Origin of the sequence: Streptomyces mashuensis (assembly GCF_014654785.1) — a bacterium.
GTDB lineage: Bacteria > Actinomycetota > Actinomycetes > Streptomycetales > Streptomycetaceae > Streptomyces > Streptomyces mashuensis.
In genome coordinates this window covers 388796-413353 of the sequence record NZ_BNBD01000002.1, presented here as the reverse complement: position 1 = coordinate 413353, position 24558 = coordinate 388796, and the positions used below count along the sequence as shown (strand labels likewise).

The following is a 24558-nucleotide window of genomic DNA, read 5'->3' as shown; positions in this document are numbered from 1 at the left end:
TGAACCAAAGAACTTGAAGTTGCAACTACTGATTAGGTACGCCTAACCTGTCCCCCTCGTCGTTTGCCGTCCCCAGTACGAGGAGTTTCCCCATGCCGCCCACGCCTTCCCTGAGCGCGCGCCTGGACGCCGCCCGGCCGTACGTCCTGTCCCTGTTCCGCATCGTGATCGGCCTGCTCTTCGCCTGCCACGGCGCCGCCTCGCTCTTCGGCGTCCTCGGCGGCGCGGCCGGCACGCACGGCGGCACGATCTCCGCGGGCACCTGGCCGGGCTGGTACGCCGCGGTGATCCAGCTCGTCGGCGGTGTGCTCGTCCTGCTCGGGGTGGGCACGCGCAGTGCGGCGTTCATCGCCTCCGGCTCCATGGCCTACGCCTACTTCGACGTCCACCAGAGCATGGCGCTGTGGCCGATACAGAACGGTGGCGAGCCCTCCGCCCTGTACGCCTGGGCCTTCCTGCTGCTCGTCTTCACCGGCCCCGGCCCGCTGGCGCTCGACCGCCTCTTCGCGCGCGCTAAGCGCGACTGAGTAACGCCCGTCACGGGCGTGATGCGAACAACATTGCGCACCCTGCGCTCCTTCCCCAGCAGTCTCAGGCGTACGCTGTACGGTTGTGAAGGCCGCCCCTGCCGCTCCCTGCGACGTCGCGGCGGGGGAACGGACCGGGAGAACAGGACGTGCTGGAGCTGTTGGGGGCGTTGGCCGAAACGCCGTGGATATACGTGATCGTCGGTCTGTCCGTACTCCTGGACGTCTTCCTGCCCGTCCTGCCCAGCGGAGTGCTGGTGATCGCCGCGGCCACCGCCGCCGCGGGCTCCGCCGCCGGTGCGGTGGGCGGGGCGGCCGTCCGGGGGCACGCGGGCTTCTCCGACATGCTCGGCCTCGTGATGTGCGCCGCGACCGCCTCGGTGCTCGGCGACATGGTGGCCTACCGCCTCGCCTGGCGCGGCGGTGACCGCTTCGACCGCGCCATCGCCCGGTCCCGCCGCCTCACCGCGGCCCAGGAACGCCTGGGCACCGCGCTGCTGCGCGGCGGCGGCCCGCTGGTGGTCGTGGCCCGCTTCGCGCCCGCGGGGCGGTCGGTGGTGAGCCTGGGCGCGGGCGTGATGCACCGCCGCGTCGCCGAGTTCCTGCCGTGGTCCGCACTGGCCGGGCTGGCCTGGGCCGCGTACAGCGTGAGCCTCGGCTACTTCGGCGGCCAGTGGCTGGGCGCGAGCTGGCTGAGCACCGCCGTCTCGGTGCTGGCGCTCTTCGCGGCCGGCTCGCTCGCGGTCTTCCTCATGCGCCGGCCGCAGGAGGCGGAGGCTCAGGCCCAGTGAACGGGACGGCGGCCCGGTTCCCTTCCGGGAGGAAAGGGAACCGGGCCGCCGCGTTCGTTCGCGTTCGTTCAGCAGACCGTGTGCTTCAGCCGACTCGTGTGTCTCAGCGCACCTTGGCGAAGACGTCGCGGTCGAGGGACTTCAGCCCGTTCGCCCACAGCTGGTTGACCCGGCTGCGCTCGGTGGAGTTCGGGTACGGGTTGGTGCACGACGGGCCGGGGCCGCCACCGGACATCAGCTCGCTGCACGGGCCGGAGTAGTGGTCCGGGAGGCCGAGGACGTGCCCGGTCTCGTGCGCGGTGACGCGGGTGGAGTCGTACTGCTCGTTCTGCGCGTAGTCGAGGAAGACGTAGCCGCGGCCGTGCCCGTCGGTGCTGGCGTACGAGCCGCGGGAGTCGTTGCCCTCGTAGTATCTGAAGTCCGCGTTGCTGCCGGAGCGCAGCTGGACGTTGCGCACGGAGCTGTTCCAGATCCGCGCGCTGTTGGCTATCTCCGTCGCGAAGCTCGGCGCCTGGCTGGCGTCGTAGACGACGGTGACGGTCGCGAGGCCCGGCGAGGCCGCCTTCTTGGCCTGCGCGGACTTCATCACCGCCTCGAAGAACGCCTTGTTGTTGGCCTCCTCGGTCGCGGAACCGGCGTACGCGGCCCGGCTGGCCACGGTCGACGGCGCGGACTGCGAGTGGGGTGCCCTGGCGTCCGCCGTCGTGGCGGCGGAGGCGGGGACGGCGGTGAGCGTGGCCGCCAGCCCGAGACCGAGGGCAGCCGAGAGCACCATGGTGGAGGGTTTCATGTGGGGGACTCCGAATTCCGTGCCGGGAGCCCTCACGGCGGCGCGCGGTGGGTCGCGCCACCCGGGCTCGCCGGGCGAACTTGTGTTCCCCCAGAGTCTCTGACGAGTTATCAATGGTGCGGATGATGCCAGTTGGCCATAGCGCCATCCAATCGCCTATCCTCCGCCACCTCTTGGCCACCGTTGGGCCACAGTGGTGCCCTGCTGATCCCTTACGCCCCCGGGCGGGGGCCGGAACCGCCGGTCAGAGGCGGTGGGCCGGTGGGCAACGGCCACGCGGCGGCGCGGCGACGGCCGAACATGTGCCTGGTGTGACGGACGAGGCCGCCGTTATGCTCCCCCTCGTGGAGCTCGAGGTCAGGCACCTCCGCGCACTTTGCGCCATCGCGGACACCGGCAGCGTGCGCAAAGCGGCGCTGCGCCTGGGCATGACCCAGCCCTCCCTCACCACGCAACTCCGCCGCATCGAGGCCACGCTCGGTGGCACCCTCTTCACCCGAGGCCAGAACGGCAGCCGCCCCACGCCCCTCGGCCACTCCGTCCTCTCCCGCGCCAGACCGATCATCGCGGAGATGACCGCCCTCGTCTCGGCCGCCCGCGAGGCCGCCCTCGGCGCCGGCGGGCTGCGCCTGCGCATCGGCAGCATCGGCAGTCACGCCGTGACGGGCTGGCTGCGGCGTATCCACCGGCGCCTGCCGGAGACGGACACGACCATCCACATAGAGGTCTCCTCCAACACGCTGCTCCAGCTGCTGGCGACCAACCAGCTCGACGTCGCCTTCGTCCACGAGACGGCGGGCTTCCCCCTGGCCGTCCCCGAGGGCGTCGAACGCCGCGTCCTCATCGGCCGCGAGCCCCGCTTCGTGGCCCTGGCCGCCGGTCACCCCGCGACGGCCCGCTCCCTCGTCCCCCTCTCCGCCCTCGCCTCCGACGCCTGGATCGTCGACCCCACCGCCGACGACGAGGCCACCGCCCTGCGTGCCGCCTTCACCGCCGCCGGGGTCGACCCCCGGCTGGTGCACGTCCGCGACAACACCACCGCCGCGGAGCTCGTCGCCTCCGGCGAGGCCGTCCGCCTCAGCCAGCCCATCGCCGACCCGGCCCCCGGCACGGTCGTACGCCCCCTCGACGGGGACCCCCTCACCTGCCAGCTCGCACTGGCGTCCCGCTCGGGCTCCTTACCGCTGCGCGACCTGGACGCGCTCTTCACCGACCTCATGGACGCATACGTGGACGTGGCCGCCGCCAACCCCGTCTACCGGTCCTGGCTGGACCGCAACGGCAGCCCGCTGCTGCCGTCAGTGGGCAGTCACTGAGCGCCCGGCGGGGGAGGGCAGCGCCGTCGCCGCCCGCTCTCCGAGCGGAGCGAGCACCAGCAGGAGCAGCAGACCGGCCACCGGCATCAGGTCCAGGCCGAGCGCGGCGGGCAGGGCTATCGCCACCACGACCGCGAGGGGCCGCCAGGCTGCTATGCGGCGCAGTGCGGCGAGCTGCACGACCAGTATGAGCAGCCCGATGTGGAAGAGCAGCGGCCCGACCGTGTAGAAGGCGGGCTTGACTCCGGCGACGCTCTGGACGTCGCCGAACAGCTCGTCCATCCCGACGCGGTCCGCGGCGCAGGCCCCGACCACGAGGTCGATGCCCGCCTGCACGGCGGCCGCCACCATGCCCAGCAGCCCGAGCGCGGTCCCGGCCCCGGCCACGGCCCGGCGGACCGTGCCGCCGCCACCGCCGTCGCCGCGGCCCTCCAGAGCCAGACGGCGCAGACCGAGGAAGACGGGGGCGAACATCAGCAGCCCGCCGAGCAGCGCCAGGTGCCCGAGCGTCCAGTCGGGGCCGGGGCCGTGCTCGCTGTCGACGAGCCGTATGAGTCCGTACCCCGCGAGGCACAGGGGAGCCGCCACGAAGGCCGACTGCTTCCAGGTCGTTTCCGTCATGCTTCGATCATTCCGTCGGGGAGGGGTGCGGGGCGTCAGGGAAGACCCTGAGACGTCCCTGATCCGGCCCTGACGGTCGCCCGCATACCCTGCCCTGATGACCGGACAGACCGTCACCCGGACCACGCCGTGGAACCACAACGTCCACTACCACCCGCTCATCCTCGACGCCGTCCCGGACGGGTGCGGCAGAGCGCTCGACCTCGGCTGCGGGGACGGGCTGCTGGCCCGGCGGCTGGCGGAACGGGCACGCGAGGTGACCGGAGTGGACCGTTCCGAGGACATGATCCGCCAGGCCCGCCGGGCGGCGGCGGACGCGCACGTCCCCCATCTCACCTTCCTCCAAGCGGACTTCCTCCGTCCGCCGCTGCCGGAGGCCCTGGCCGAGGGCACGTTCGACTTCGTCAGCGCGGTCGCGGTCGTCCACCACGGTGACTTCGCCACCGCCGTACAGTCGATGAAGCGGCTCCTGGCCCCCGGCGGCCGCCTGGTGATCGTCGGCCTGGCCCGGCCCCGCACCCCCTACGACTGGCTGACCAGCGCGGCCGGCGTCCCCGCCGCACGATGGCTCGCACGCCGCCACGGCGGCGTCACGGACCCGCCGGGCATGCCGGTCGAGGACCCCCGAACCACCTGGACCGAGGTACGCCGCACCTCCCGCGCCCTCCTCCCCGGCCGCCGCTTCCGGCGACACCTGCTGTGGCGGTACTCGGTGGTGTGGGAACGCCCTCGCCCGCTTGCGCGGTGAACGTGCGATTCCGCGACGACGGCAGGATGAGGTAGAGCTTCCTCAGGTCGGTCCTGGTCCGCTGCCCAGGGCGCGACGGCCCGCGCGATCACCCGCCTCCGCTGCTACGCGCCTGACCGGCGCCGGTCGACCTCGCGTACGCGGCGCGGCCATCCGGCGTGCCCGGGGCCGGCGCCGACGGCTCTGCCGGTCGGCCCGCCGGGCTGCGTCCTGCCGGGCAGGTCGAGCGCGAAGGCGAGCGCCCGGTAGTCCGCGACGCGCCGCGTGCCGCAACGCCGGCAGACACCGACCCCGTCGCCGGTCACCGCCCAGGCGGGGCGGGGGTGGGCACAGCGCACCCGTCCGCCCGGCGGCATCGCGGGAGCGGGCGCCCATGCCGCCCCCATCAGTGCGCCGCCCGCAGGTGCCGCCCCATGGCGGTGGCCATCGCCTCGGCCATGCGCCGGTTGCCCTGGCGGATGGCTTCGTAGCGCTTGGCTTTGATCTCCCGGCACCCGGCGCAGGCGGAGTTGGACGATGGTTGGCCTCTTGCGCAGAAGCGGCTGCGACAGGGGCGTCCGGGTGGTTCACCTGGAGCCCCCTCGTTCTGCGGCAAGCTCGGCAGCGCCGGGCGCCTTTACGCTGTCAAGGGAAGAGAGGGGATCACCCCATGGCCAACCACGGCACCGGCCGGCTGCCCAAGTACCGGCAGATCGCCGCTGAGCTGCGCGACGCGATCCAGGCCGGCGTGTACGGCCCGGGGGACCGGTTGCCGGGCGAGAACGAGTTGATGGCCGAACACGGCGTGGCCCGGATGACCGCCCGGCAGGCGCTCGGCGTGCTGCAGAGCGAGGGCGTTGTCGAAGCCCGTAAGGGGGCGGGCGTGTTCGTGCGGTCGTTCCGGCCCGTCCGGCGGCGGGGTGTACAGCGGCTCGCCGAGGACGTGTGGGGTGCTGGGCGTTCCGTCTGGTCCGCCGACGTCGAGAGCCGGGACCTGGTCGTGGACGGGGTACGCGTCACGGAGGAAGCGGCGCCGGGGCCGGTGGCCGGCGTCCTGGGCCTGGAAGAGACCGAGACCGTGTGCGTGAGGCGCCGGCGGTTCGTGCTGGACGGCAAGACGGTGATGCTGTCGAGCTCCTACCTGCCTGCGGCCCTCGTGGCGGGCACCGCAATCACCACTCCGGACAGCGGCCCCGGCGGTACGTACGCGCGCCTCGCGGAACTGGGCTGCAAACCGGTGCACTTCCGTGAGGAGATCCGCTGCCGCATGCCCTCCGCAGAGGAGGCCGAGCGCTTGCAGTTGTCGCCGGGGACGCCCGTCATCGACATCTGCCGCACGGCGTTCGCGGAAAGCGGTCGCGCCGTGGAGGTGAACGAGATGACGCTGGACTCGGCGTCCTATGCGCTCGAGTACGACTTCGGGGCGTAGGCGTAGGCACTAGCCTCGGCACGCTGCCGGTGCAGCGACAATAGGGGGGGCGGTCGGTATGAGCGAAGCGCTGCACTCGGTCTCCGTGGCGGGCGCTGTGGTGCGCGGTGACGGACGGGTGCTGGTCATCCAGCGGGCCGACAACGGGCGTTGGGAGCTTCCCGGTGGCGTGTTGGAGGCTGCGGAGGCGCCGGAGGAGGGGGCGCGGCGCGAGGTGTTGGAGGAGACCGGCATCTTGGTGAGCGTCGAGCGGCTCACCGGTGTCTACAAGAACATGACGCGGGCGATCGTGGCCCTGGTGTTCCGTTGCCGCCCCGTGGGCGGCGTGGAACGAGTCTCCGACGAGTCGGCGGCCGTCGCCTGGATGACGCCGCAGGAAGTGGTCTCCTCGATGGACGAGGCCTATGCCGTGCGCCTCCTCGACGCGATCCGTGGCGGCGGGCCGCACGTACGGGCCCACGACGGCCAGCGGTTGATCGCCGCATCGCCGCCTCCTGACTGTGCGCGTCAGGTGACCGACCGGGCGGTAGATCTGCCGGGAGCCGCCCTCCGGGCCGAGTTCCGCGGCCTCCGACGGGGTGAAGCCCTGGCGTTCGTAGAAGGCGCGGGCGCCGCTGGTGGTGGCGGCTGGGTGGTCGGGGCCGAAGGTGACCACCTCCAGGGTGGCCGGGGGCTGCACGTAGCGGCGGGTTGCTTCTGCCATCAGGGACCGGCCGACGCCCCTTCCCCGTTCCTCCTCCGACACGACGAGCCAGTGGACGTGGTACGTCGGCGGCTTCGCGCCGAACAGCAGGCCGCCGACCACGCCCCCGCCCTTCCCCATGGCGACGAGCGCCGTCGACCTGCCGATGTGCTTCTCCAGGGCGCGGTGGAAGCCCGGGTCCTCGACCATCGGGCCGAACCAGTGCTCGACCTGGGCGGCCAGGCCGAGGAGGCCGGGTATGTCCTGGTCCCGTGCGGTTCTAACAGTCATCCGGCCGTCAGCCCCGTCACCGTACGGGCCGTGGCGTCCGCTGCCGCGTCGTCCGTCCGTACCGCCACCGCCAGCAGGCGGCCGTCCTTTCCGCGGGTCAGGGCCAGCGACCAGGTGCCCTTGTCCGTCGACGACGTCAGGGTGCCCGCGTTCAGGACGGATGCGAGTTGTTCGGCGGTGTGGGGGGTGACGGCCTGGCGGCCCGTCGACGTGGCCGGCGGGGGCTTCTCGACGCTGCCGTCCGCGTGCACCACGCGGTCGACCAGCCGCGGGCCCACTTGGCGGCCGCCGTTGCCGACGACCGCCATCACCCTGGCCATCTGCAGCGGCGTGGCGGTCGCCCCCTCCGGCCCGTACGTGCTCTTGGCCACCGGCACCGGCACCCGCAGCCCGGCCTCCTCGAAGCCGAACGCCTCCGCCGTCGTCCGTACCGCCTCCCGGCCCACCTCCGCCTCCATCACCGCGAAGACCTCGTCGCAGCCCTGCGCCAGTGCCTGCCGTACGGAAACGTGCTCGCACGCCCCCTCGCCCCCGTGTGCCGGCGCGTCCACCGACGCGTACACGCCCTTCTCCAGCGCCGCTGCGACCACTACCACCCGGAAGGCGCCGCCCGCCGGGCGGCCTGCCGCAGTGCGCGGTTGAGCGTGGGGTTGTCCTGGGAGGCCGTCAGTTCCTTCCATGCCGCCGCGTCCGCGCTGCCGTTGCCGCTGATGGACGACGGGTCGTACGACGGCGTGCTCACCAGCGCCCGTATGCGGCCCGTCTCCGCGTCCAGGGCCACCGCGGCGCCCTTGCGGCCTCGTAGCCCCTCCGTGGCGGCCCGTTGCATGGCCGGGTCGACCGTCGTCTCCACTGACCCCTGTGCGTCCCGGTAGAGGCTCTCCAGGCCCGCCGAGCCGAACGCCATCGACCGGTAGCCCGTCACCGCCGCGTACAGCTCCCCGTCCGTGTACGTCCGCCGGTAGGGGACCTTCGCGTTCCCCGACGGCTCCGAACCCGTCACCGGGCGGCCCGCCACCAGGATGCGTACCAGGCCCTCCCCGCCCCCGGCCGCGGGCTTCTCAGGGGGCGATGCCGCCTTGCCCGACCCGCCGCAGCCCGTCGTGGTCGCCGTGAACAACGTCATGAGGGCCGCCGTGGCCAGCACGGCCCGGCGTCGGCTTGTCGAAGGCATGATCAATATCGTACGGACACGCCGTGCCTCTCCCCCCGGCCCCCACTACCGTGGAACGTGAGGCGCGTGAGGGCCCTGATGACGTCTAGACGACCAGGGAGTGACCGTCATGACGGCCGTTACCCGTGACGAAGCGCCCGTCGTGTTCACCGGCGAGGGTGTCGAGGTGCGGACGCAGGAGATGGGCGGGGGAATGACCGTGCTGTACATGCGCGCGGACCAGGGCATGGACCTCGGGCCCGCCCTCAAGGGGCTGCCCGACGACCTGTGCCAGTGCCCCCACTGGGGTTTTCTGACCAAGGGCCGCATCAAGCTGACGACCAAGGACGGAGAGGAGACGTACGAGGCGGGGCAGGTGTTCTACTGGGGGCCCGGGCACTCGCCGCAGGCGCTGGAGGACAGCGAGTTCTTCGACTTCTCGCCCACCGAGCAGCTGACCGGCACCCTCGACCACGTCACCGCGCAGGCGCAGCAGGAATAGCCGGCAGGCCGGCAGGAACGGTCAGCTGATCTTCAGCACGATCCGACCGTCGGGGCCCGCCTCGACCGCTACCGCCGTCAGGTCCGGTACGGCCACGTCCGGGCCGTGGGCGGCCGCGCGCGGGCCCACGCCCACCACGCGCATGCCCGCCGCGCGGCCGGCCGCGATGCCGGCCTCCGAGTCCTCGAAGACCACGCAGTCGGCCGGGGCGAAGCCCAGCTCGGCGGCGGCCTTGAGGAAGCCCTCGGGGTCGGGCTTGCTCGCGCTCACGGACTCGGCCGTGATCCGCAGCTCCGGCAGCGGCAGGCCCGCGGCCTCCATGCGGGTGCGGGACAGGGTGCGGTCCGCCGAGGTGACCAGGGCGTGCGGGAGGCCGGCGAGCGCCGCCAGGAAGGCGGGGGCGCCGGGGACGGGGACGACGCCGTCGACGTCGGCCGTCTCCTCGGCCAGCATGCGGCGGTTGTCCTCGTGGTTGAGCTCCATCGGGCGGTCCGGCAGCAGCAGGGCCATCGTGGCGTAGCCCTGGCGGCCGTGGACGACCTCCATGACCGCGTCCCCGTCCAGGCCCTGCGCGGCGGCCCAGCGGCGCCAGCAGCGTTCGACGACGGCGTCGGAGTTGACGATCGTGCCGTCCATGTCCAGGAGCAGGGCGCGGGCGGTGAGCGTGGCGGCGGCTGCGGCGGTGGCTGTCATCTGCGGACTCCCGGGGCTTCCGGATAAACCGGGCAAAAAAGACAAGCGGCTCCACCCGCCGGTCAGGGAGTGCGGGCGGAGCCACTTTGTTTCTCAAAGATACAAAACGGACCCGCCGCCGCGCCAGCGGCCCTGGTCGGCAGCCTCACGCGCCCGGTCGGTGCAGGTCCGCGCAGCCTTACGCGGCCGGTCGGCGTACTCCGACGGGCCGGGATCGCCCACTCGGCCCACCATGGAAGCGAACCGAACCGGCGGAAGGCACCACCCCGCACCCCGAGGAGACCCCCGAGGAGCTCCCATGGCCCAGGACACCCCGGGCCCGGCGGCGGCCGCGGACGGCCCCGCGCCCTCCCACGGCCCCGGCAACGGCACCGGCCCCGGCAACGGCCAAGGCCCCGGCGCGGAGCAGGGCAGGAGCAGCGCCGTGGGCGTGGCGATCGGCGCGCTGCTGCTCGGCATGCTGCTGGCCGCGCTCGACCAGACCATCGTCTCCACCGCCCTGCCCACCATCGTCAGCGACCTGGGCGGCCTGGAGCACCTCTCCTGGGTCGTCACCGCCTACATGCTCGCCTCGACCGCCGCCACCCCGCTGTGGGGCAAGCTCGGCGACCAGTACGGGCGGAAGAAGCTCTTCCAGACCGCCATCGTGATCTTCCTCGTCGGGTCGGCGCTGTGCGGCCTGTCCCGGAACATGCCCGAGCTCATCGGCTTCCGCGCCCTCCAGGGCCTGGGCGGCGGCGGGCTCATGGTGCTGTCCATGGCGATCGTCGGCGACATCGTGCCGCCCCGGGAGCGCGGCCGCTACCAGGGGCTCTTCGGCGCCGTCTTCGGCGGCACGAGCGTGCTGGGCCCGCTGCTCGGCGGCCTCTTCGTGGACCACCTCAGCTGGCGCTGGGTGTTCTACGTCAACCTGCCCGTCGGCGTCGTCGCCCTGGCCGTCATCGCGGCCGTCCTGCACATCCCCGTCCGCCGCACCCCGCACCGCATCGACTACCTGGGCACCGCCCTCATCGCCGCCGTCGCCGTGTGCCTCGTGCTGATGACCTCGCTCGGCGGCACCAGCTACCCCTGGTCGTCATGGCAGATCATCGGGCTGGGCGTGCTCGGCGTGCTGCTGGTGGTCCCGTTCCTCCGGGTCGAGCGGCGGGCCGCCGAGCCCGTGCTGCCCCTGGGGCTGTTCCGCATCCGTACGTTCGCGCTGTGCTCGGTCATCGGTTTCGTGATCGGCTTCGCGATGTTCGGGTCGATGACGTACCTGCCGACCTTCCTCCAGGTGGTGCAGGGCGTCTCGCCGACGCTGTCCGGTGTGCACATGCTGCCGATGGTCGCCGGCATGCTGATCGCGTCCACCGGCTCCGGGCAGATCGTCAGCCGCACCGGCCACTACCGCGTCTTCCCCATCGCCGGCACCGCCGTCACCACCATCGGCCTGCTGCTGCTCCACCAGCTGGCCCCGGGCACCTCCACGGCCGTGATGAGCGTGTACTTCTTCGTCTTCGGCCTCGGCCTCGGCCTGGTCATGCAGGTGCTCGTGCTCATCGTCCAGAACTCCGTCGGCTACGAGAACCTCGGCGTGGCCACCTCCGGCGCGACCTTCTTCCGCTCCATCGGCGCCTCGTTCGGCGTCTCCGTCTTCGGCACGATCTTCACCAACAAGCTGGGCCCCCGCATCACCGACGCCCTCGCCGGCGTCACCCTGCCGCCCGGCGTCACGCCGTCCGCGCTCCAGGCCGACCCGCGGGCCGTCGGCCGCCTCCCGGCCGCCCAGCGCTCCGCCGTCCTCGACGCCTACTCGACGTCCATCACCGACGTCTTCCTCTACGCCGTCCCGCCCACGCTCCTCGCCTTCGCCCTGGCGTGGCTGCTGAAGGAGGAGCCGCTGCGCGGCAGCGTCACCGCCCCGGACGCCAGCGAGGTCGTCTCCAGCAACCCCGTCGAACGCTCCTCCCGCGACGAGGCCGCCCGCGCGCTGTCACTCCTGGGCAGCCGCGAGGGCCGGAGACGCGTCTACGAGAAGATCACCCTGCGCGCCGGGCTCGACCTGCACCCGGCGGCCGGCTGGATGCTGCTGCGCATCAAACGCGACGGGCACGCCGAGCCGGCCCTGCTCGCCGAACGCGCGGACATCCCCGTCCGGGTGATCACCGACGCGGTGGTCCAGCTGGAGACGCGCGGCCTTGTCGACCGCGAGGGGGTGCGGCTCACGCTCACCGCTCCCGGGCGCGAACAGGCCGACCGGCTCTTCCGGGCCCGGGAGGAGATGCTCGCCGAGCTCCTGGGCGACTGGTGGACGGCCCGCGAACGCCCGCACGACCTGGAGCAGCTCGTGCGGGAGCTCAGCACCGAGCTGTGCGGCTCGGACGCCGAACAGCCGCGCGACGACCACGGCCAGGGCCCCCGCCCCAACCACCGGCTGCACTGACGGCCACCCCGTCAGAGCTCCTTGGCGAGGAAGACCTCGGCGTACGGGTCGTCGATGCGGTACGGCGGTACGTCCGTGTAGCCGTGCCGCGTGTACAGGGCGCGGGCCTCCACCAGGTCGCGGCGCGTGTTCAGCAGCAGGCGCCGTACGCCCCACGCGCGGGCCACGTCCTCCGCGGCACTCAGCAGCCGTGGTGCGCCGCCCAGGCCGCGCATCTCCGGCAGCACGAACATCCGCGTCAGCTCGGCCGTGCCGGCGTCCCCCGGCCCCTCTGGTCCCTCCGGCCCCTCCAGGCGCCGCAGCCCCACGCATCCGGCGTCCCGGCCGCCGTAACGGGCCACCAGGAGGACACCCTGCGGCGGGCGCAGGCCGCCGGGGCCGCTGTCGTCCGCGCACATCTCGTCCCAGTGCCGCGCCATCTCCTCGTCCGTCACGGCACGCGCGTGGTGCAGCCGGTACCAGCGGTCGGCGACGTCGTGCAGGTAGGCGCGGAGGAGCTCCACGGCGCCCGGCGAGTCGAGGGGCCGCGGCTCGACGGTCCACGCGCGGGTGGAGGCGGGAACCGGATCAGCGGCCGGGGCGGGGCGCGTGGCGTCAGGCATGCGCCGCATCGTCGCACAGGGCGCCGTGTCACGCCCCCGAGTTATCAGGCGCACCCTTTCGCACCCCTTTGAGCCTCCTTTCCCACCCCCGGAGCGTTGAATTCCAGGCACCTGTGCCCGTGTGGGACGTTGTCCCGGTAAAGGGCCAAATGCCTGAGAGAGAACAGAGGGAACAGAGGGAGTAGAGGGCGTAGAGGGTGGCGGATGCAGAGCGGGGCGGGCTGGGGAGCCCGCCGAGGGCGGCCTCGCGGACCGGCATGGCCCTGGGAGCGCTGTGGCTCCTGGCGGGCCTGCTCGCGGTGCGCCAGGCGGCGGCCGTGTTCCGGCCGCCGCCCGGGGGGCACTTCCCCGGCCTCGGCCGGTGGATCGGCCGGAACGGCGTCCCGCACGTCAGCGGCCCGCTCTACGGCCTCTACGGCACCGACGGCTTCACCGGCACGCCCTTCGCCGGCCTCGTCCTCAAACCCCTCACCCGTGCCGCCGAGCAGAGCCTCGGCCTCGTCTGGACCCTCGGCACCCTGCTGCTCGTCGTCGCCGTCGCCCTGCTGGCCGCCCGCGCCCTGCCCGCCCCGGCGAGCCGCCGCGGCGCGCTGCTCGCCGCCCCCGTGGCCGTCATCCTGACGGTGCTCTCCCTCCCCGTACGCAACACCTTCCACCTGGGCCAGACCAGCATCATCCCGGTGCTGCTCGTCCTCCTCGGCTGCTGCCCGCCCCGCTGCGCCGCCGGCGGCGGACGCGCCACCGGCGTCCTCGTCGGCGTCGCCGCAGCCCTTCAGCCCGCCGTCCTCCTCTTCGTCCCGCTGCTGTGGCTCACGGACCGCCGCCGCGCCGCCGCCGGCACCGGCGTGACGTTCGCCGGGTGCACCGCCCTCGCCTGGCTCCTCCTCCCCGCCGACTCCTGGACGTACTGGGTCCATCACATCGCCGGCGCCGGCCTGGGCGACGGCCCCGGCGGGCTCGCCAACCAGTCCCTGCACGGCCTGCTGCTCCGCATCGGCCTGCGCGGACCGCTGGAGCTCGCCCTCTACGCGGCGCTGGCCGGCACCGTCGCCGTCCTCGGCCTGCGCCGCGCCGCCCACTACGCCCGCGACGGGCAGCCGCTCCTCGCGATCGCCCTCACCGGCTGCGTGGCCGTCGCCGTCTCGCCCACCGCCTGGCAGCACCAGCAGCTGTGGATCCTGCTCGCCGTGGCGGGCCGGGTCGGCCGCCGCCGCGCCGACCGGCTGGTGTGGCCGGTGCTCGTCGTGCTCGCCATGACGCTGCCCAGCACCGTCCTCGTACCGCCCAACCCCGTCTTCGGGCCCCTGGGGCAGAACGCCCCGTTGCTGGCGGCGCTGGCCGCCGCCGTCGCCGTACCGTTCCTGACGCGTACGTCGCCCCTGTGGGACCGGCCGGTCCCCACACCGGTGGCCGAGCCGCGGCACGCGCGCGTGCCCGGGCTGCCGCTGCTGCGCTTCTTCAAGCCCGCCCTCAACCGCCCCAACGTCCTGCTGGAGCTGATGCTGATACGGGTCGGCTACTGGTTCTACTCCTACATCCGCGCCAGCGCGCCCGAGTCGCGCGGCCGGGCGGAGGCCCACGGCCGGCAGATCCTCGGCCTGGAGGAGCTCCTCCACATGGACGTGGAGCACCGCTTCAACCACGTCGTGGCCGGCATGGGGTGGCTGAAGGCCAGCATGAACTACTACTACGGCACCTTCCACTTCCTGGTGCCGATGTCCCTGCTGGCCTGCCTCTACTGGCGCCGCCCCGCCACCTACCGCTGGGCGCGCACCGGACTGGCCTTCGCCACGCTCATCGCGCTCGCCGGCTTCTGGCTCTACCCGCTGGCGCCGCCCCGGCTGATGCCGGGCCTCGGCTTCGTCGACACGGTGAACGGGCCGCAGGACCTGTCGAAGCCCGGCTTCGGCGCGCTGACGGAGCTGGCGAACCAGTACGCGGCCATGCCGTCGCTGCACATCGGCTGGTCACTGTGGTGCGGCGTGGTCGTCGCCACGGTGGCGCCCAGGGCGTGGACGCGGTGGCTCGGCATGCTCTACCCGCTGCTGACCCTCTCGGTCATCGTCGGGACGGCGAACCACTACATCCTGGACGCGGTGGGCGGCGCGCTGGTGGTGGCGGGCGGCTTCGGCCTGCAGTACGTGCTGATGGGGCCGGGGCGCGTGGCCCCGGCCGGCATCCCGGGCGCCCGGCGCGGCGACGCCGAGCCGGCGGCGGAGCGCGAGCCGGTACGGGCGGGAGGGTGAGGGGGAACGGGGGCCGGGCGCCCCCGCCCCCGTTCCTGCACCGCGCCGTCGGCCCGTCAGCTCGTCAGCTTGGGTCGACTCGTCAGCTCGTCACGACGATCTGCGACGCCGGGTCCGCCACGTCCGTGATGTCGTACACCGCGTCGAACACCGACGTCGTGGCGCTCGTCGGGCAGCCGAAGCCGCCCTCCACCCGCACCGGGACCTCGGCGCCCGTGACCGTCAGCTGGGACGGCGCGCCGTTGGTGAACGCGGCGGGGAACGTGGCGGAGGCGGCCGGCGCGGCCGTGACCGTACAGTTCGCCAGGCCCGTCGTCTTCAGCACCAGGCCGCCGGGCGGCAGCGTCAGGGACGCCACGTTGGGCGAGCCGTACTGCATCGCCACCTTCCAGGTGCCGGTGGTCACGATGCTGACGTCCACGGCGGGCAGGCTGGCCGAGCAGTCGCTGTAGGTGGGGGCGTTGAGGGGGCTCTCCACCGGGCCGGACGCGTTGTGGTTGCCCGGGGCCTCCGGTATGTGGTTGTTGGCGCCGCCCGACGGTGCCGGCACGGAGCTGGAGACGTTGCAGGTGATGGTCACCGAGCCGGCTCTGAACGTGGCCGTGCCGTTGAGCGTGGCCGCGAAGGCGTGACCGGCGGGCTGGACGGTGGTGGAGCCGGCCTCGTCGGCGGTACGGCCGGTGGAGGCGGTCCGGGCGGTCGCGGTGCCGGTGCCCGCGGCGGCCAGGGTGAGCGCCAGGGTGGTCAGGGCGAGCGTGCGCGTGCGGAACGCCATCAGGACTCCTGGGGGGAGGAGGGGGACGATGCCTGCTGTTGGGGTTGGGGCCGGGGGGACGGGGACCAGGCGAAGATCATCGCGCCGCCGACCGTGCCCACGATCGTGCCGAAGAGGAAGCCGCCCAGGTTGGTCATCACCAGGGCCGCGGTGGCGACGAGGACGGTGAGGATGCCGGCCAGGGTGCGGTAATGAGGGGCGAACCAGGCCGACAGGCCCATCACGATCATGACGAGGCCCAGCAGCACCCCGGGGACGCCCGCGATGCCCTGTTCGAGCATCACCTTCAGCGGCGCGAGCGGGAGGGCGCAGATCTCGGCACCGGCGACGACGGCGGCGAGCCCGCCCCAGAAAGGGCGCCCGCGGCGCCAGCGCCGCCACGCCCGTCGTGCGTCAGAAACACTCATGCTTGCCGAGCTTGACGTCCATGCTCAGGCCGGAGAGCTTGAACTTCCCGGCATTGGTCGCCCATGCGACCTGCTGGACGTTGTCGATCGTGATCTTCCTGGCCTGCTGCCCGAAGGCGTCCTGGAGGCCCTGGGCCGAGGTGGGGCCCTTGTTCAGGGTCGAGGCGTCGCGGCCGATCTCGACGTCCTCGAAGAGCGCGTCACCGGCCATGTGGGTGGCGTCGAGGAACAGGTTCTCGGCCTCGACGGGCTTGTCGCCCTTGCCGGCGGTGAGGTTGAGGGTGATGTCGCCGACCAGCGGCAGGGTGGTGACCACCGACTGGCACAGGTTGTGGATCGTGGCGTTCTTGATGGCGGTCACCGCGACCGGCAGCAGCTGGTTGCGCTTGTTCTTGTCGAAGCCGCCGTACTGGGCGAAGCCGATGCCCTCCAAGTGGCCGGCCCCGACCTTGAACTGCTGGCCCGAGACGGCGAACGACGCGGCCAGCGCGCCCTGCGCGAGCGCGACGGCCAGCGCGGCGGTGGCGGCGAAGCCGGGCACGGCCAGGGCGGCGAACTTCCGCCACCTGACACGGCCCTGTACGGCCTCTCCGGCCCGTGCATCCTGTGCATCCGGTGTGGGCGTTCCCGGTCTGTCCGGGCTTCCGTGGGCGTCCTTCATTCCCTTGTGTCCCCTCGGCGAGCGGTGGGCGGGCGTGGACGAGCGTGGGCATCGGCCGGCGCGGTCCGCGCCGTCCCGGAAGGTGTACCCGAGAGTAAGAGGGGCCGGGAGCGGGGGCAAGGGAAGGTACAGACCCATTCCCGGGAAACTTGTCCACTCAACTTATCGCCGTATAAAGGGAGTTGGGGTGGACCGCCCGTCCTACTCGTACGTCACCCGCATTTCCTTGATGCCGTTCAGCCACGCCGAGCGCAGCCGGCGCGGTTCGCCCGCCAGCCGGATGCCCGGCAGCGTGTCGGCGATCGCGGTGAAGATGAGCTCGATCTCCAGGGCGGCGAGCGACCGGCCCAGGCAGAAGTGCGGGCCGCCCCCGCCGAAGCCCAGGTGCGGGTTGGGGTCGCGGGTGATGTCGAAGCTGCCGGGGGAGTCGAAGACCTCGGAGTCGTGGTTGGCGGAGGCGTAGAACAGGCCGACGCGCTGGCCCTCGCGGACGGGGACGCCGCCCAGCGCGGTGTCGCGCGTGGCCGTGCGCTGGAAGCAGACCACGGGGGTGGCCCAGCGCACGATCTCCTCGGCCGCCGTCCCGGGCCGCTCGCGCTTGAAGAGCTCCCACTGCCCGGGGTGGGTGAGGAAGGCGTGCATGCCGTGGGTGATGGCGTTGCGCGTGGTCTCGTTGCCGGCGACGGCCAGCAGCAGCACGAAGAGCCCGAACTCGTCGGAGCGCAGGTTGCCCTCGCCCTCGGCGGCCACCAGGCGGCTGACGATGTCGCGGGCGGGCCGCGCGGCGCGGGCGGCGGCCAGGTCCATGGCGTATGCGATGAGCTCGGCCGCCGCCTGCGTGCCGCTCTCCTCGGTGACGGCCAGCTCCGGGTCGTCGTAGCCGATCATGCGGTTGGACCAGTCGAAGATCCGCGCGCGGTCGCGCTGCGGTACGCCGATGAGCTCGGCGATGGCCTGGAGCGGCAGCTCGCGCGCGATGTCGGTGACGAAGTCGCCGCTGCCGCGCTCGCGCGCCGCCGCCACGATGGCGGTGGCCCGCTCGCGCAGCGCCGCCTCCAGGGCCCGTATCGCGCGCGGGGTGAAGCCGCGCTGGACGATGCCGCGGACGCGGGTGTGCTCGGGCGCGTCCATGTTGAGCATCATCAGGCGCTGGGCGTCGATGTTCTCCGGCCGGATGGAGGGGTGGAAGCGGATGACGGCGGTGTTGCGGGCGGAGGAGAAGTCCTCGGGTCTGGTGGAGGCGTCGCGGACGTCGGCGTGCCGCGTCACCGCCCAGTAGCCCTCGTCGTCGAAGCCGGCGAGGCCGCGCGGCTGCGGGATCCAGGCGACCGGGGCGGTCCGCCGCAACCGGGCGAACTCCGGCAGCGGCAGGCGGCGTTCCTGGAGGCCCGGGTCGGTGAAGTCGAAGCCGTCGGGCAGCGCGGGGCAGGGGGTCATGGCCGCCACCCTCTTCTCCGATGTTCTGACGGTTCGTCAGAACCTGTCGTTCGAACGTAGTGAGGGCCCGCGCGGGCGGCAAGGGACGCGACGCCGTCTGTTGCGGCGGCGCGGGGTGCGCGACCCTTGCCTCGCGGGGGTGACGGTCGTAAGACTGCGAGCGAACCGGACGGAACGAGAACACGTTCCTTGCGAGACCCGTTCCTGTGAGAACCCGTTCCCTGTCGGTGGCCGTGCGCGGAGGCGCGCCGCCGGCACACCCAGTGGCCGTGGGCGCCGGGACGCCCTGCGGACGCGAGGAGAGGACGAGCCATGGCCGCGGAACCCGTCATCGTCGAAGCCGTACGCACTCCCATCGGCAAGCGCGGGGGCGCGCTCGCCAACCTCCACCCCGCCTACCTGCTGGGCGAGACCTACCGGGAGGTCCTCGCCCGGACCGGCATCCAGCCGGACTGCGTGGAGCAGATCGTCGGCGGCACCGTCACCCACGCCGGCGAGCAGTCGATGAACCCCGTCCGCACCGCCTGGCTCACCATGGGCCTGCCGTACGAGACGGCGGCCACGACCGTGGACTGCCAGTGCGGCTCGTCCCAGCAGGCCAACCACCTGGTCGCCAACATGATCGCGTGCGGCGTCATCGACGTGGGCATCGGCTGCGGCGTGGAGGCCATGTCCCGCGTCCCGCTGGGCAGCGGCTCCAAGCACGGGCCCGGGCGGCCCTTCCCCGACGAGTGGAACGTCGACCTGCCCAACCAGTTCGAGGCCGCGGAGCGCATCGCGCGCCGCCGCGGCCTCACGCGCGAGCGCGTCGACGCGCTCGGCCTGCTCTCGCAGCAGCGCGCCGCCCGCGCCTGGGCCGAGGAGCGCTTCAAGCGCGAGACGTTCGCGGTGCAGGTGCCCACCACCGAGGACGAACAGCTCGCCGGGCAGGGCATGTGGCGTCTCGTCGACCGCGACGAGGGGCTGCGCGACACCAGCATGGAGGCGCTGGCCGGGCTCAAACCCGTCATGCCGACCGCCGTGCACACGGCGGGCAACTCCTCGCAGGTATCCGACGGGGCGGCCGTCCTGATGTGGGCGTCCAAGCGCATGGCCCGCGCGCTGAGACTGCGCCCGCGCGCCCGTATCGTCGCGCAGGCGCTGGTCGGCACGGACCCGCACTTCCACCTGGACGGGCCGGTGGACGCCACGCGGGCGGTGCTGGGGCGGGCCGGCATGTCGCTCGGCGACATCGACATCGTCGAGATCAACGAGGCGTTCGCGTCGGTGGTGCTGTCGTGGGCGCAGGTCTTCGACGAGGACCTGGAGAAGATCAACGTCAATGGCGGCGCGATCGCGCTCGGCCACCCGGTCGGCGCCACGGGCGCCCGGCTGCTGACCACGGCACTGCACGAGCTGGAGCGCAGGGACGGGGAGTTCGCGCTCATCACGATGTGCGCGGGCGGGGCGCTGGCGACGGGGACGATCATCCAGCGGCTGTGAGAGCCGCGGGGGAGGTGCGGCAGGATCGTTCCTGCAATGCCCCCGACCCACCCGGTGAACGACGTGAAGCGAGAAGAGCACGTGCCAGCCCGAACCGTCCTGATCCTGCAACACGTCGAGGTCGAGAAGCCCGGTCTGATTCTGGAGGCCCTGACCGGGCACGGCCTCGACGTCGACATCCGCCACCTGGGCGCGCCGGGGGCCCTCCCGGCCGCCGCCGGCCTGGCGGGCCTCGTGGTCATGGGCGGGCCCATGAACGCCGACGAGACCGACGTCCACCCCGGCCTGAAGCTGGAGCGCGACCTGCTGGCCGAGGCGGTCCGGCACGGCGTGCCCGTCCTCGGCATCTGCCTCGGCGCGCAGCTGCTGGCCCGCGCGCTGGGGCTGGAGGTCGCGGACCGGGCCCGCACCGGGCGGGACACCGAGCTCGGCTGGGCTCCGCTGCTGGACACCGACCCCGCCGACCCGGTCGTCGGCCCGCTGGCCGGCGTGCCGGGGGTGCTGCACTGGCACGGCGACCGGATCGTGCCGGCCGCGGACACGGCGGTGCTGGCGCGGACGGAGACCACGCCCTGCCAGGCGTTCCGGGCCGGGCCGGCGGCGTGGGGCCTCCAGTTCCACCTGGAGGTGACGCCGGAGCTGCTGGACGAGTGGCTCGCCGAGCCGTCGTTCGCCGCCGAGGCGGAGGAGGCGCTCGGCGCCGGCGCCCTCGACCGGCTGCGCGCGGACGCGCGGGCCGCCGCCCCGGCGCTGCGCAACGCCGCCGCACGCGGGCTGGGGCACTTCCGCGACCTCGTCCTCGACCGGGCAGGGCTGCCCCGGCCGGCGGGCGGCGCGTGGGTCCGCCCGGCCACCGGCGCGGACGCGACCCGGCTGACGGAACTGGTGCGCACGTCGGCCGCCTACGCGGGCGCGTACGCGCCGATGGTGGAGAGGTACGAGGTCACGCCCGGGTACGTCGCGCAGCACGAGGTCCACGTGGCCGTCGCCGAGGACGGCCGGGTGCTGGGCTTCTACGGGCTGGTCACCGACCCGCCGGAGCTGGACCTCATGTTCGTGGCCGACGACGCGCAGGGGCTCGGCATCGGCCGGCTGCTGGCGGGCCACATGAAGGAGCGGGCGCGGGCGGTGGGCCTCACCGAGGTGCGGGTCGTGTCGCACCCGCCGTCCGAGGGCTTCTACCGCAGCATGGGCGCGCGGCGCGTGGGCACGGTCCCGCCGCCCTCGCCGGAGATCACCTGGGAGCGTCCGGAGCTGGTGATCCCGCTGTAGGAGGTCGTGGATCGCTGAACGTCACGGGCGCGGCGAACGCCGCGCGCCGCGTGGCCCGGCGCAGTGCCTTGAGCACCGCCGGGCCGAGGACGACGGTCCCGGCGACCGTCACCGCGGCGCGCGGCAGGTCCCAGCCGAGGGACGTCGCCAGGCAGTACGCCACGAACCGGGCGAGGTTGTCGGCGACGGGGGCGCCCGGCACGTAGGAGACGCCGGAGACGAGGGAGCCGATGTAGGGCCAGCCCTGGAGGTTCATGACGGTTCCGTACGCGACGGACGCGACGGCGCCGTACGCGGCGAGCATCAGCACCTCGCGGCGGCCCCGCAGCCGGTCCGGGGCGGGCAGCAGGCCCGCGCCCATGGACACCCAGCCCATGGCCAGCATCTGGAACGGCAGCCAGGGGCCCACACCACCGGTGAGCAGCGCGGACGCGAACATCGCCACGCTGCCCAGGACGAACCCGAACCCGGGGCCCAGGACCCGGCCCGACAGCACCATCAGGAAGAACATCGGCTCGATGCCGGCCGTTCCCGCGCCCAGCGGCCGCAGCGCGGCACCGGCGGCCGCCAGGACGCCCAGCATGGCGACGGCCTTCGCCTCCAGCCCCGTGTCGGCGACGGTCGCCACGGCGACGGCGAGCAGCAGCGGCAGCAGCGCGGCGAACAACCAGGGCGCGTCCTGCGAATGCGCCAGGCCGGCCCCCGGCGCCGCCAGCAACGGCCACGCGAAGGCGGCGACGCCGACGGCGCTGACGAGCAGAAGGGCCACGACGGCCCGCGGCCCGAGGCGTACGGCACGGGCCTGGGGGGTGGGGCTCTTCTCCCGGCTCGTGCTCATACCGCGCCACCTCCCCCCAGGGCCTCGCCCACCTGCGTGACCGTCAGCCAGTGCTGCGGGGCCAGGATCTTCGCCACCTGGGGGGCGAAGGCCGGGGACGACACCACGATGTCCGCCGTGGGGCCGTCGGCCACGATCTCGCCCTCCGCGACGACGACGACGCGGTGCGCCAGTTCCGCCGCCAGTTCCACGTCGTGCGTGGCGAGGACGATCGCGTGGCCGGCCGTGGCCAGGCCGCGCAGGTGGTCCACGAGGCGGGCCTTGGCCGCGTAGTCCAGGCCGCGGGTCGGCTCGTCGAGGAGCAGCAGCGGGGGGCGGGCCGTGAGGACCACCGCCAGGGCGAGGGCCAGGCGCTGGCCCTCCGACAGGTCGCGCGGGTGCGTGCCGTCGGCCACCTCCGGCAGCAGGGCCGTGACCAGGCCACGGCAGGTGCCGGGCGCGGCCTGCGCGTCGCGGTCGGCCGCCGCGCACTCCGCGGCCACCGTGTCCTCGCACAGCAGGTCGCGTGGTTCCTGCGGCACCAGGCCCACGTACCGCAGCAGGTCGCGCGGCGCCGTCCGGTGCGGTACGGCACCGCCGACGCGCACCGTGCCGCGCTGCGGTTCGTGCAGCCCGGCCAGTGTGCGCAGCAGCGTGGACTTGCCGGCGCCGTTGCGGCCCATGAGGGCGACCGTCTCGCCCGCCCGTACCGTCAGCCCCACCTCGCGCAGCGCGGGCACGGCGCCGCGCCGTACGGCCAGGCCCGTCACCTCCGCGGCGGGCGCCGGGCCGCTCTCCACGGGCGCCGGCCGCCACGCGCGGCGCAGCAGCGACGCCCGGCGCGGCCGCGGTACGGGTGCCGTGGCCGGCGCGGCGGCACCGGCCACGGGCGGGGCCAGGGGCGCCAGCCGTTCGCGCAGGGGCTCCGCGCGGCGGCGGGCGTCGCGCACGGTCAGCGGCAGCGGCGACCACCCGGCGAGCCGGCCCAGTTCGACGACCGGGGGCCGCACCGGCGACACCTCCATGACCTGCGCCGGTTCGCCCGCCACGGCGGCCCGGCCCGGCCCCGGCAGGAGGACGACCCGGTCCGCGTACTGCACCACCCGCTCCAGCCGGTGCTCGGCGAGCAGCACGGTCGTGCCCAGGTCGTGGACCAGGCGCTGCAACACCGCCAGCACCTCCTCCGCCGCACCCGGGTCGAGCGCGGACGTCGGCTCGTCGAGGACGAGCACCTTGGGGTGCGTGGTGAGCACGGAACCGATGGCGACGCGCTGCTGCTGGCCGCCCGACAGCTCGGCGAGCGGCCGGTCCCGCAGCGGGGCCAGCCCCAGCAGGTCGAGGGTCTCCTCGACACGGCGGCGCATGGTGGCGGGCGGCACGCCCAGGGACTCCATGCCGTAGGCGAGTTCGTCCTCGACCGTGTCGGTGACGAAGTGGGCCAGCGGGTCCTGGCCCACGGTGCCGACCACGTCGGCCAGTTCGCGCGGCTTGTGCGTACGGGTGTCGCGGCCGGCGACGGTGACGCGGCCGTGCAGGGTGCCGCCCGTGAAGTGCGGTACGAGGCCGCTGACCGCGCCCAGCAGCGTGGACTTGCCGGCGCCGGACGGGCCGACGAGCAGGCACAGCTCGCCCTCGGGCACGGTGAGGTCGACGCCGCTCAGCGCGGGCGCGGCGGCGCCCTCGTAGTGCACCGACACCTGGTCGAAGCGGATCACGACGTCTCCTCGGGTGCGGGGCGGGTGCGGGGTCCGGGGCCGGGGCGGCCGGCGGGGGTGCCGGCGCGGCGCCGCGGCGGGGAGGACGGCTCCGGCGTGGTGGCATCCGTACCGGCGGTGGGCTTTCTGCCGGTGGCCGGGCGGGACTCCGTCACCGCCGGCAGCAGGCCGCACAGCACCGCCGCGGCCGGCCACAGCGGCAGCGACGGCGACGTCAGCGGCACCGCCGGGGGATGCAGGGCGGCCGCGTCGCCGCTCCCCGCCCAGATCATCAGGGCCGCCACCGCCACGCCCGACCCCGACACCAGCCACGCCCGCGGGCCGAAGCGGTCGGGCCGGTACCGGGTGCGGACGCTGCGCCGGCCGCCCAGCCGCAGCCCGGCCAGGGCCGCGGCCAGCCCCGCCACCAGCAGCGGCGTGCCGTACCCCGCGCCCGCGTCGCCCAGCAGCCCGTAGGTACCGGCGCACACGCCGAGCAGCCCGCCCAGCGTGAGCGCGCTCGTGAGCCGGCGCACGGCGGGCCGCACCGGCGCGGTACGCCCGTAGCCGCGCGCGTCCATGGCCGCGGCCAGCGCAACGGAACGTTCCAGCGCACCCTCCAGCACCGGCAGCCCCACCTTCAGCAGGGCCTTCGCGCCCCGGTCGGGCCGGCCGCGCAGCCGGCGCGCCGCCCGCAGCCGCCGTACGTCCGCGACCAGATGCGGCGCGAACGTCATCGCGACCACGACGGCCACCCCCACCTCGTACAGCGCGCCCGGCAGCGACTTCAGCAGCCGCGCCGGGCTCGCCAGGGCGTTGGCGGCACCCACGCAGGCCAGCAGGGCGGCCAGCTTCATGCCGTCGTACAGCGCGAACACCAGGCCCTCGGCCGTGACCCGGCCGCCGAGGCGCACGCCCCGCGCCCAGTCGGGCAGCGGCACCTCGGGCAGGGTGAACACCGTGTGCGTACCGGGGATGGGGGAGCCCAGCACGACCGCGAAGACCAGCCGGACGACGATCACCGCCAGCCCGAGCCGGAGGAACGCCCCGTACGCCCGCGACCAGGGCGCGGAGGTGCGGCAGACGGCGACGACGTAACCGGCGACGCCGACGAGCAGGGCGAGCAGCAGCGGATTGGTGGTGCGCGAGGCGGCGGCCGCGAGGCCCAGCGCCCACACCCACCACGCGCCCGCGTGCAGCGCGGAGGCCCGGTCGCTCATG

At 73.9% G+C, this 24558-nt stretch carries 24 protein-coding genes and 2 pseudogenes; 11 read left to right on the top strand and 15 right to left on the bottom strand.

Annotation, left to right across the window (positions count from 1 at the left end; all coding sequences use genetic code 11):
* The first annotated feature begins 92 nt into the window (after positions 1–92).
* On the top strand, positions 93–527 hold the full coding sequence (locus tag IE305_RS07080) for a DoxX family protein (protein WP_229890672.1): 435 nt from the start codon (positions 93–95) through the stop codon (positions 525–527).
* Between the two features lie 149 nt (positions 528–676).
* Complete coding sequence (locus IE305_RS07075) at positions 677–1318, top strand: DedA family protein (RefSeq protein WP_190128570.1); 642 nt, start codon at positions 677–679, stop codon at positions 1316–1318.
* A gap of 103 nt (positions 1319–1421) precedes the next feature.
* Here IE305_RS07075 and snpA read toward each other — a convergent pair whose 3' ends face one another.
* A complete protein-coding gene (gene snpA / locus IE305_RS07070; protein WP_190128569.1) occupies positions 1422–2108 on the bottom strand; it encodes a snapalysin in 687 nt (228 codons plus the stop codon).
* Positions 2109–2440: 332 nt separating this feature from the next.
* Between snpA and IE305_RS07065 the strand changes: the two genes are divergently transcribed.
* Positions 2441–3424, top strand: coding sequence for a LysR family transcriptional regulator (locus IE305_RS07065; RefSeq protein WP_190128568.1), 984 nt, complete (start codon positions 2441–2443; stop codon positions 3422–3424).
* Here IE305_RS07065 and IE305_RS07060 read toward each other — a convergent pair.
* The gene (locus IE305_RS07060; RefSeq protein ID WP_190128567.1) at positions 3407–4045 is read right to left on the bottom strand and encodes a hypothetical protein; all 639 of its coding nucleotides are present in this window, start codon (positions 4043–4045) and stop codon (positions 3407–3409) included. The two genes, IE305_RS07065 and IE305_RS07060, sit on opposite strands and share 18 nt — an antisense overlap.
* Before the next feature lie 97 nt (positions 4046–4142).
* On the opposite strand from IE305_RS07060, the gene IE305_RS07055 reads away from it, so the two are divergent.
* The gene (locus IE305_RS07055) at positions 4143–4793 is read left to right on the top strand and encodes a class I SAM-dependent methyltransferase (RefSeq protein WP_190128566.1); all 651 of its coding nucleotides are present in this window, start codon (positions 4143–4145) and stop codon (positions 4791–4793) included.
* 104 nt (positions 4794–4897) lie between these two features.
* Here IE305_RS07055 and IE305_RS07050 read toward each other — a convergent pair whose 3' ends face one another.
* Positions 4898–5149, bottom strand: coding sequence for a DUF6255 family natural product biosynthesis protein (locus tag IE305_RS07050; protein WP_190128565.1), 252 nt, complete (start codon positions 5147–5149; stop codon positions 4898–4900).
* A 293-nt stretch (positions 5150–5442) separates the two neighbouring features.
* Here IE305_RS07050 and IE305_RS07045 point away from each other — a divergent pair, with 293 nt between their 5' ends.
* Complete coding sequence (locus IE305_RS07045) at positions 5443–6201, top strand: GntR family transcriptional regulator (protein WP_190128564.1); 759 nt, start codon at positions 5443–5445, stop codon at positions 6199–6201.
* A 58-nt stretch (positions 6202–6259) separates the two neighbouring features.
* Positions 6260–6685 (top strand): annotated as a pseudogene (locus IE305_RS07040) (NUDIX domain-containing protein); the annotation flags it as partial.
* Between the two features lie 33 nt (positions 6686–6718).
* Here IE305_RS07040 and IE305_RS07035 read toward each other — a convergent pair.
* From IE305_RS07035 to IE305_RS33430, 3 genes and pseudogenes are all read right to left on the bottom strand, one after another.
* Positions 6719–7174: pseudogene (locus IE305_RS07035) on the bottom strand (GNAT family N-acetyltransferase); the annotation flags it as partial.
* Entirely contained in the window at positions 7171–7770 is a 600-nt protein-coding gene (locus tag IE305_RS07030; RefSeq protein ID WP_190128563.1) for a penicillin-binding transpeptidase domain-containing protein, read from the bottom strand. The pseudogene IE305_RS07035 and the gene IE305_RS07030, both read right to left, overlap by 4 nt.
* On the bottom strand, positions 7764–8348 hold the full coding sequence (locus tag IE305_RS33430; RefSeq protein ID WP_190128562.1) for a penicillin-binding transpeptidase domain-containing protein: 585 nt from the start codon (positions 8346–8348) through the stop codon (positions 7764–7766). Before IE305_RS33430 ends, IE305_RS07030 begins: the two co-directional genes overlap by 7 nt.
* Positions 8349–8457: 109 nt before the next feature.
* Here IE305_RS33430 and IE305_RS07020 point away from each other — a divergent pair, with 109 nt between their 5' ends.
* Entirely contained in the window at positions 8458–8829 is a 372-nt protein-coding gene (locus IE305_RS07020; protein ID WP_190128561.1) for a cupin domain-containing protein, read from the top strand.
* 21 nt (positions 8830–8850) lie between these two features.
* Here the strand turns inward: IE305_RS07020 and IE305_RS07015 are convergent, their stop codons facing one another.
* Positions 8851–9522, bottom strand: a complete 672-nt coding sequence (locus IE305_RS07015) for an HAD-IA family hydrolase (RefSeq protein ID WP_190128560.1) — start codon at positions 9520–9522, stop codon at positions 8851–8853.
* A gap of 298 nt (positions 9523–9820) precedes the next feature.
* Between IE305_RS07015 and IE305_RS07010 the strand changes: the two genes are divergently transcribed.
* The gene (locus IE305_RS07010; RefSeq protein WP_190128559.1) at positions 9821–11944 is read left to right on the top strand and encodes an MFS transporter; all 2124 of its coding nucleotides are present in this window, start codon (positions 9821–9823) and stop codon (positions 11942–11944) included.
* A gap of 11 nt (positions 11945–11955) precedes the next feature.
* Here the strand turns inward: IE305_RS07010 and IE305_RS07005 are convergent, their stop codons facing one another.
* Complete coding sequence (locus tag IE305_RS07005) at positions 11956–12546, bottom strand: GNAT family N-acetyltransferase (RefSeq protein WP_190128558.1); 591 nt, start codon at positions 12544–12546, stop codon at positions 11956–11958.
* A 257-nt stretch (positions 12547–12803) separates the two neighbouring features.
* Between IE305_RS07005 and IE305_RS07000 the strand changes: the two genes are divergently transcribed.
* Complete coding sequence (locus tag IE305_RS07000; protein WP_190128557.1) at positions 12804–14792, top strand: bifunctional glycosyltransferase 87/phosphatase PAP2 family protein; 1989 nt, start codon at positions 12804–12806, stop codon at positions 14790–14792.
* Between the two features lie 82 nt (positions 14793–14874).
* On the opposite strand, the gene IE305_RS06995 is transcribed toward IE305_RS07000, so the two are convergent.
* From IE305_RS06995 to IE305_RS06980, 4 genes are all read right to left on the bottom strand, one after another.
* Complete coding sequence (locus IE305_RS06995) at positions 14875–15567, bottom strand: hypothetical protein (RefSeq protein ID WP_190128556.1); 693 nt, start codon at positions 15565–15567, stop codon at positions 14875–14877.
* A complete protein-coding gene (locus tag IE305_RS06990) occupies positions 15567–15974 on the bottom strand; it encodes a DUF6114 domain-containing protein (RefSeq protein ID WP_190128555.1) in 408 nt (135 codons plus the stop codon). Before IE305_RS06990 ends, IE305_RS06995 begins: the two co-directional genes overlap by 1 nt.
* Positions 15961–16635 (bottom strand): DUF6230 family protein, encoded by a 675-nt coding sequence (locus tag IE305_RS06985; protein WP_190128554.1) that lies wholly within the window; start codon positions 16633–16635, stop codon positions 15961–15963. Before IE305_RS06985 ends, IE305_RS06990 begins: the two co-directional genes overlap by 14 nt.
* A 201-nt stretch (positions 16636–16836) precedes the next feature.
* Positions 16837–18072: a cytochrome P450 gene (locus tag IE305_RS06980; protein WP_190128553.1), complete on the bottom strand. Its 1236-nt coding sequence runs from the start codon at positions 18070–18072 to the stop codon at positions 16837–16839.
* 312 nt (positions 18073–18384) lie between these two features.
* Here IE305_RS06980 and IE305_RS06975 point away from each other — a divergent pair, with 312 nt between their 5' ends.
* Complete coding sequence (locus tag IE305_RS06975; RefSeq protein ID WP_190128552.1) at positions 18385–19554, top strand: steroid 3-ketoacyl-CoA thiolase; 1170 nt, start codon at positions 18385–18387, stop codon at positions 19552–19554.
* Between the two features lie 81 nt (positions 19555–19635).
* Positions 19636–20826 (top strand): GNAT family N-acetyltransferase, encoded by a 1191-nt coding sequence (locus tag IE305_RS33655; protein WP_190128551.1) that lies wholly within the window; start codon positions 19636–19638, stop codon positions 20824–20826.
* Here IE305_RS33655 and IE305_RS06965 read toward each other — a convergent pair.
* The 3 genes from IE305_RS06965 to IE305_RS06955 are packed head-to-tail and all read right to left on the bottom strand — an operon-like array spanning position 20789 to position 24557.
* Entirely contained in the window at positions 20789–21664 is an 876-nt protein-coding gene (locus IE305_RS06965) for an ECF transporter S component (RefSeq protein WP_190128550.1), read from the bottom strand. The two genes, IE305_RS33655 and IE305_RS06965, sit on opposite strands and share 38 nt — an antisense overlap.
* Positions 21661–23358: an ABC transporter ATP-binding protein gene (locus tag IE305_RS06960; RefSeq protein ID WP_190128549.1), complete on the bottom strand. Its 1698-nt coding sequence runs from the start codon at positions 23356–23358 to the stop codon at positions 21661–21663. The genes IE305_RS06965 and IE305_RS06960 overlap by 4 nt, the downstream gene beginning before the upstream one ends.
* Positions 23355–24557, bottom strand: a complete 1203-nt coding sequence (locus IE305_RS06955; protein WP_190128548.1) for an energy-coupling factor transporter transmembrane component T — start codon at positions 24555–24557, stop codon at positions 23355–23357. Before IE305_RS06955 ends, IE305_RS06960 begins: the two co-directional genes overlap by 4 nt.
* Position 24558: the final 1 nt, after the last annotated feature.